Source organism: Paenibacillus barengoltzii NBRC 101215 (genome assembly GCF_004000745.1).
Classification (GTDB): Bacteria; Bacillota; Bacilli; order Paenibacillales; family Paenibacillaceae; genus Fontibacillus; species Fontibacillus barengoltzii.
The window spans coordinates 23,405-30,828 of the sequence record NZ_BILV01000004.1 but is presented as its reverse complement, the minus strand read 5'-3'; the positions used below and the strand labels follow the sequence as shown (position 1 = coordinate 30,828).

General features: G+C 53.9%; 6 protein-coding genes. 1 reads left to right on the top strand and 5 read right to left on the bottom strand.

The window, feature by feature from the left end:
* Positions 1-445, bottom strand: a 445-nt coding sequence (locus tag PBA01S_RS01935) for a glycerate kinase (RefSeq protein ID WP_164744064.1), incomplete at its 3' end; no start/stop codon positions are given.
* A 71-nt stretch (positions 446-516) separates the two neighbouring features.
* Positions 517-1,536: an SDR family oxidoreductase gene (locus PBA01S_RS01930; RefSeq protein WP_036626018.1), complete on the bottom strand. Its 1,020-nt coding sequence runs from the start codon at positions 1,534-1,536 to the stop codon at positions 517-519.
* 262 nt (positions 1,537-1,798) lie between these two features.
* Between PBA01S_RS01930 and PBA01S_RS01925 the strand changes: the two genes are divergently transcribed.
* Positions 1,799-3,193 carry an MATE family efflux transporter gene (locus PBA01S_RS01925; protein WP_016314392.1) on the top strand — a complete coding sequence of 465 codons (1,395 nt, stop codon included), beginning with the start codon at positions 1,799-1,801 and terminating at the stop codon, positions 3,191-3,193.
* A 62-nt stretch (positions 3,194-3,255) separates the two neighbouring features.
* On the opposite strand, the gene treR is transcribed toward PBA01S_RS01925, so the two are convergent.
* The 3 genes from treR to treP form a co-directional block, all read right to left on the bottom strand.
* Complete coding sequence (treR, locus tag PBA01S_RS01920; protein ID WP_016314394.1) at positions 3,256-3,978, bottom strand: trehalose operon repressor; 723 nt, start codon at positions 3,976-3,978, stop codon at positions 3,256-3,258.
* Between the two features lie 22 nt (positions 3,979-4,000).
* Positions 4,001-5,686 (bottom strand): alpha,alpha-phosphotrehalase, encoded by a 1,686-nt coding sequence (gene treC / locus PBA01S_RS01915; RefSeq protein WP_127575183.1) that lies wholly within the window; start codon positions 5,684-5,686, stop codon positions 4,001-4,003.
* Positions 5,687-5,752: 66 nt separating this feature from the next.
* Entirely contained in the window at positions 5,753-7,180 is a 1,428-nt protein-coding gene (gene treP, locus PBA01S_RS01910; protein ID WP_028540401.1) for a PTS system trehalose-specific EIIBC component, read from the bottom strand.
* Positions 7,181-7,424: the final 244 nt, after the last annotated feature.

The following is a 7,424-nucleotide window of genomic DNA, read 5'->3' as shown; positions in this document are numbered from 1 at the left end:
CCAACGGCCGGCCCGCCGCGTCCAGGAAGCGCGCGCCCAGCGCTTCGGCCATGCCGGCGCCGCCGTCGTTCGTCGCGCTGCCGCCCAGGCCGACGATGATCCGGCGTACGCCTTGATCCAGGCAGGCGCGGATCAGCTCGCCGGTGCCGTACGTCGTGGTCTGCAGCGGGTTGCGCCGATCTGGCGGCACCAGGTGGAGCCCGCTGGCCGAGGCCATCTCAATGGCCGCCGTCTCCCCGTCGCCCAGCAGGCCGTACTCCGCCAGAACCGGCTCTCCCAGCGGACCCGTCACCTCCAGCGAGCACAGCCTGCCGCCGGTGGCATCGACCAAAGCTTGGACGGTCCCTTCCCCGCCGTCGGCCATCGACACGTGGACGTAATGCGCCTCGGGGAACGCTTGGCGCAGCCCTTTTTCCATGGCCTCACACACTTCCTTGGCGGTCATGCTCTCCTTAAACGAATCCGGCGCCAACACGAACGTAGGTTGACGAACGATACTCACTGGTGGTCCCTCGCCTATTCCTTCATGAACTTCGCTGCTGCTTCCATCGCCCCGACCACGCGGTCGCACCAGGCGTCGAACTCAGGATCTGCCACTTGGAGCTCTGGGTGCGCCAGAATATGCTCCACCGTCTGCCGGATCCCTTGATCTACCCGAACCGTAGCCGTAAATCCAGGTACAAGCCGTTTCAGCTTGCTATTGTCAAAAACGACCGTATTGGCCTTGTCACCCAGCAGTCCGCCGCGGAAGTCGTACGGGCCGTTCTCCGCCAAAAATTCAGAAGCGACATGCACAGCGTTCAGCTTAACACCCAGCGCATCCGCAATAATTTCGTAAATTTGGTTCCAGGTCACGCTTTCGTCGGAGGTAATGTGCACGGACTCTCCAATCGCATGAATGTTACCCATTAGTCCAATAAAGCCCTTGGCAAAATCACTGTTATGCGTTAACGTCCACAGCGACGAGCCGTCCCCATGAATTAAGACGGGCTTGTTCAACAGCATCCGTTGGGCCACTTGCCAGGACCCCTTGTTGCCATGGACACCTAGCGGGATCGAGCGCTCATCATAAGTGTGGCTTGGCCGCACGATGGTGATGGGGAAGCCGTTCTCGCGGTACTCCTTCATCAAATATTCCTCGCAGGCAATTTTGTTGCGAGAGTAGGCCCAATATGGATTGGACAGCGGCGTCCCTTCGGTAATTCTGTAATCCGACAAAGGAGTTTGATACGCCGAAGCCGAACTAATGAAGATAAACTGCTTCGTTTTCCCGGCAAACAAGCGCACATCGCGTTCCAGCTGCGCCGGTTCAAACGCGATGAAATCCGCTACTACATCAAAGGTATACCCTTCAAGCTTCTTCGCCACCTCAGCTTCCTGATGAATATCAGCCTCAATGACATGTACACCCGGCGGCAAATCCTTATTCCGCGTCCCCCGGTTCAGCAGATACAGTTCCCAGGAGCTGTCCTCCGCCAATTGTCGGGTAATCGCCGAGCTGATTGTTCCCGTACCTCCAATAAATAGCGCTTTCAAAATAATCCCCTCCCAAGTCAAATTCACCCAATCCCCTTCATCGTACCACCTTGAACCGCAATTTCCAAATGTCCCCGGTCTTCCCCATCCCTCGCTAGATAGATTGCCGAAATACATTGACACGGCTCCGTCAAAAATGATATCTTCAACCCTGCCCGCGATAACCGGGTTAGTTACTTGGTTGCTTTAGCTTCATTTCGAATTATCCGATAATAAGATTCATAGGTTGGATTGATCTACCCATTATAAAGAAAAGAATGTGATGACGTTGAAGCCCCTATTTGCCCGTCTGCAAAATAACGCCTTCCTCGAAAAGCATCTGTCCGGCGAGTCCATGGATTATCGACAGATCTTTGCCTTGTATCTGCCGATTCTGATCGATCAGGCTTTTATCGTTGGCCTGAATCTGGTCAATACCGCCATGATCAGCTCGTCCGGCGTAGCCGCAGTCAGCGCGGTCAACATCGTGGACTCGCTGAATATCTTCCTGATCAGCGTGTTTGTTGCTGTCGCGACCGGGGGTACCGTGGTGGTCGCCCAATACAAAGGCAGCCGCAACGACCGTAACGTCTCCCGCGCCTCTGCAGCAACGGTTACTGCGGTGACCCTGCTCGCCGTTGGGATTGGGCTGCTGCTCATCGGCTTTCACAATCCGCTGCTTAAGCTGCTGTTCGGCGCTGCATCGGCCGATGTATTAGACAATGCTCGCGTCTATCTGATCGGCAGCAGCATCTCCTACGTCGGGCTGGCCGTGGTTCAAGCCGTCTGCTCCGCACTTCGGGGCATCGGCAAAACTCGGGCATCCCTTTCCCTATCCTTGATCATGAATCTGATGTACGTCCTTTTGAACCTCTTGTTGATTACGCTGCTGGACATGGGCGTCCTCGGAATGACGCTGGCGATCAATATCGCCCGGTTCGCCGGCGCGGCCTGTGCGCTATATTATTTGTTCAAAATGGAAGCCTCTCTTCACCTGCATCTCAGTGACCTGTTCCGCTTCCCGATTGAGATGCTGCGTAAAATTCTATTCATCGGCATCCCGTTCGCAGCCGAGCAGCTGTTCTTTAACGGCGGCAAGCTGCTGACCCAAGTGTTTATTGTCAGCCTGGGGACTTACGCGATTGCAACCAATGCCATTGGCGGCTCTCTGGCCGGGGTGTTCCAGATTCCCGCCGGCGCGCTCTCACTGACGATTGTCACCGTCGTTGGTCAATGTATCGGCAGCGGCAACGTAAGTGATGCGCGGAAGTTCATTAAGTCCTTCCTCTGGCTGGGGTCCGGGTCGCTGGCCTTAATTAGCTTGATTTTGCTGCCGCTGTTCCGACCGCTTGTGAGCATCTTCTCGCCGCCGTCTGATATCGTAAACGATATCTTCCTCGTGCTCCTGGTGAGCTCCATCGCCCAGGTTCCGCTCTGGTCGATCAGCTTCATTCTGCCATCTGCCTTGCGGGCGGCAGGTGATTCGCGCTTCACCTCGATCACCTCGATGCTGACGATGTGGTTATTCCGGGTCATTCTCGGCTATGTGCTTGGCATCACGCTGGGCTTCGGCATCCTCGGAGTTTGGGTGGCCATGTGCAGCGAATGGGGGGTACGCGGGGCCATCTTCCTCTGGCGCTTCCGCGGGAAGAAGTGGTACGCCCATAAACTCATCTAAATGTCCAGCCATATCTCAAAAAAAGGCCGCCCCATAACAGGGCGGCCTTTTAGCACGGGAGCTCAACTATTCGAATGAATTCGCCGCGCAAAGTCCACGAAGCGGAATTTGTCCGGCCGGTGCCGGGATTCCGTGTACTGAAACAAGCTGGCGTCCTCCAGATAGACATGGCTGCGGATCACGACCATGTTGTGGAAGCCTTCCAGATCAAGCTGCTGCTTGTCCTCGTCGCTAGGCTCCTCGATGACGATTTCTTTTTTGGCGAAACTAATCTTCAGCCCAAGCTCCTTCTCCAAATACTCGTAGATCGAGTTCTCGCAGATTTCCCGGGTTAAGGACGGCACGTACTTCGCGTTCAAATAATCCTTATCGAGCAGGACCTTCTCATCGTCAAACTCCCGGATACGTACAACCTTCCATACCTCATCCTTATTAGAGAGATTGAGCTGCTGCTTCACGTACGCATCGGGCTTCACCCGGGACAGCTCATGGACTAGGGTGCGGGGCTTCTCGCCCATCTTGCCGGCCAGCTCCTTAAAGCTCACCAGCCCGGATACGGGGAAATCCACCATGTTGCTACGAATGACAATAGAGCCTTTGCCTTGTACCTTCTGGATATACCCGTTCTGTGCCAGCAAGTTTAAGGCTTTGCGAATCGTTTCCCTCGACGTCTGGTAACGCTCCTTCAGCTCATGCTCGGACGGGAGCAGCGAGTGGGGGGCAATCTCTCCGGCCTCGATCTGCTGCACAATGTCATTGTGAATCGCCAAATACTTGTTTATCATGCTTTACGACCCCAAACTTTGTTTACGTTCTATGAAGATAATATACCACAGATTCGTAGGGTCTTAGCCGAAGATGTTGAGGGTCCGCCGGGGAATCGGCGTAGTTGGACAACAGCAACCGACATTCGTACTCGTGCCAGCCGTCTCCGTCAGGCAGCTTAAATTCCGCCTCCTCCGCAAAAAAGTTGTTCACCACAATCAACTTCTCCGCTCCGCCGTCACGCACATAAGCAAATACCGCCGGGTCGTCTTCGGCCAGCAGTTCAAACCGCCCGGTCGTGATCACCTCATACTCTTTCCGCAGTCGGATTAACTTCTGATAATGATAAAAAATCGAGTCCGGATCCGCGACCGCCCGCTCCGCATTGATCTCCTTATAGTTGTCTGCTGGGCGAATCCACGGCGTACCGGTCGTAAACCCGGCGTTAGGCCCGTCATTCCATTGTACCGGTGTTCGGCCGTTGTCCCGCGATTTTTGCGCTAGAATCTCCAAAATATCGGACTCGGACATGCCGCGCTCCTTCAGAATGCGGTATATGTTCAGCGACTCCACATCGCGATAATCCTCGATCCGCTCGAAGCCCGGATTCGTCATTCCGAATTCTTCCCCTTGATAGATATAAGGGGTGCCTTGCAGCATGTGCATCGCGGTGGCCAGCATTTTCGCCGATTCCCGGTGATACTTCCCGTCATCCCCAAACCGTGATACCACACGGGGTTGATCGTGATTACAACAGAACAGCGCGTTCCACCCGCCGCCTTCGTACATTCCGGTCTGCCACTCCGCCAGAATCTGCTTCAACCGCAGGAAGTCGAGCTCGCCCTTCGCCCATTTCTCCCCGTTCGGATAATCCACCTTCAAATGATGGAAGCTGAAGGTCATGTCGAGTTCCTTCCGGTCCGGATGCGTATAGCGAACACAGTGCTCCAGCGAAGTGGATGACATTTCCCCGACGGTCATCATATCGTACCCGCTAAACACTTCGCGGTTCATCTCCTGCAGATACTCGTGGATTTTCGGGCCGTCGGTGTAATATTTCCGTCCGTCTCCGGGAGCCACCGACCCGTCATCGTCCAGAAACCGCTGGTCCTTGGAAAGCAGATTGATGACATCCAGCCGGAAGCCATCCACCCCTTTATCAAGCCAAAACTTCATCATCTGATAAATTTCCTGGCGCATCCGGGCATTCTCCCAGTTCAAATCCGCCTGGGTCACATCAAAGAGGTGAAGATAGTATTGCCCCGTGGTTTCGTCGTATTGCCAAGCGTTGCCGCCGAATTTGGACACCCAATTGTTTGGCGGTCCACCTTCCTTGCCGTCTCGCCAAATGTAATAATCCCGGTAAGGGTTGTCCTTGGATGACTTGGCCGCGACGAACCATGGATGCTCGGTTGACGTATGATTGACGACGATATCCATCAAAATCCGGAGACCACGCCGATGGGCTTCCTCCAGCAGTTGATCGAAATCCTCCATCGTGCCGTAGGGTTCAAAGATCTGATAATAGTTGCGAATATCATATCCGTTGTCTCGTTGCGGCGAGTCGTACACCGGCGTCAGCCAGATCACGTCCACGCCCAGCTCTGCAAGGTAATCCAGCTTGCGAATGATCCCTTGCAGATCGCCGACTCCATTGCCTGTCGTGTCGTTGAAGCTCTTGGGGTAGATCTGATACACGACCGCCTTCTTCCACCAAGGTTCCGTCATTTCCAACACCTTCCCTTTCCCACAAAAATCGCAAAGGAGGAACAAATCTGTTCCTCCGCCGGATGCTTAATTTTTCTTGAACGATACTTTGCCGATGTTAGCTTTCGCGAAAACCATCGTGAGGATAAACGGAATCACAACCGCTACGGCCATTGCCAAAGCGAAGGTCACCATATGCTGCGGCTGGATGGACAAGATGCCTGGCAATCCGCCAACGCCGATGGAATTAGCCATGACCCCCGTGCCAACCGAGATCACAGCTGCCACCAGCGACCCGATCATCGCAGCGAGGAACGGGTATCCGTACTTCAAGTTAATCCCGAACATCGCCGGCTCCGTAACCCCGAGGTAACAAGAGATGGTTGCCGGGATGGAGACCTGCTTCTCCTCTTCATTTTTTCGATTGATAAAGATCATGGCCAGTACGGCCGAGCCTTGTGCGATATTCGAGAGCGCAATCATCGGCCACAGGTTCGTTCCGCCGAGCTCACTCATTAATTGCAAGTCAATCGCATTCGTCATGTGATGCAGCCCGGTGATGACCAGCGGCGCATACGCGAATCCGAAGATCGCGGCGAACAGCCAGCCGAACGAAGACGTCAGACCCGAGTAGACTACATTCGAGATAAACGAACCGATATGCCAGCCGATCGGCCCAAGCACCGTGTGGGCAAGCAGAACGGTAGGCACCAGTGCAAAGAACGGAACCACGATCATCGAGATCGATTGCGGCACGATTTTACGCAGCTTCAACTCCAGGAAGGATAACACCAGTCCCGCCAGGATCGCCGGAATGACCTGTGCCTGATAACCGATCATTTCTACCTTGGCAAACCCGAAGTCCCAAAATGGAATTTCCGTTGCACCAGCCACGCTATACGCGTTAAGCAGCTGAGGCGAGACAAGCGTGATCCCCAGCACAATGCCGAGAATCGGTGTAGCGCCCATCTTCCGTGCAACAGCCCAAGTAATGCCGACCGGGAGGAAGTGGAAGATCGCTTCACCAATCAGCCAAAGGAACGCATGGGTTCCGGCCCAGAATTGCGAGACTTCGACCAGGGTTTTCGTACCGCCGTCCAACATTTTGATGTCCCCGATAATATTCCGGAAGCCGAGGATCAGACCCCCGACCACAATAGCCGGGATCAGCGGGGTGAAAATATCTGCCAAATGCGCAATCATCCGCTGCAGGAAGTTCATGTTCTTCTTGGCAGCTTCCTTTGCTTCCTCCTTCGAGGTGTCGCTGACGCCGGCGATTTTGATGAACTCGTTATAGAATGATGCCACTTCGTTACCGATGATGACTTGAAACTGACCGGCTTGGGTAAACGTGCCTTTAACCAATTTGATGGCCTGGATCTGTTCGACATCTGCCTTCTTTGGATCAACTAACACGAATCTCATGCGGGTCGCACAGTGGGTGACAACCGAAATATTTTCGCGGCCGCCGACATGCTTCAGCAAATCGTTTGCCGGTTGAGTATAGTTACTCATGGATGGTTCCTCCTTCTTGAAGTCCTAGAAGATAATTTCATTTATTTTGCAGCAAACGACAGAACATGATGCCAATCGACCCTTATCCAACTTGTATATACATGTTTTTGTTTGCGTTTTCATTTTAACTTGTATATACAAAACCGTCAATCCCCATTTTTCGACAAAAAAAGTGCCCCTTCATCAAAAAATGAGGGACACTTACTGAAGTAATTAGTGTGTTCTATGATGGCTTCAATCCTGG

Excerpts from the sequence above, each read along its gene's own strand:
- PBA01S_RS01925 (WP_016314392.1), top strand. The coding sequence starts at position 1,799 with ATGACGTTGAAGCCCCTATTTGCCCGTCTGCAAAATAACGCCTTCCTC.
- treR (WP_016314394.1), bottom strand. The coding sequence starts at position 3,978 with ATGATAAACAAGTATTTGGCGATTCACAATGACATTGTGCAGCAGATC.
- treC (WP_127575183.1), bottom strand. The coding sequence starts at position 5,686 with ATGACGGAACCTTGGTGGAAGAAGGCGGTCGTGTATCAGATCTACCCC.
- treP (WP_028540401.1), bottom strand. The coding sequence starts at position 7,180 with ATGAGTAACTATACTCAACCGGCAAACGATTTGCTGAAGCATGTCGGC.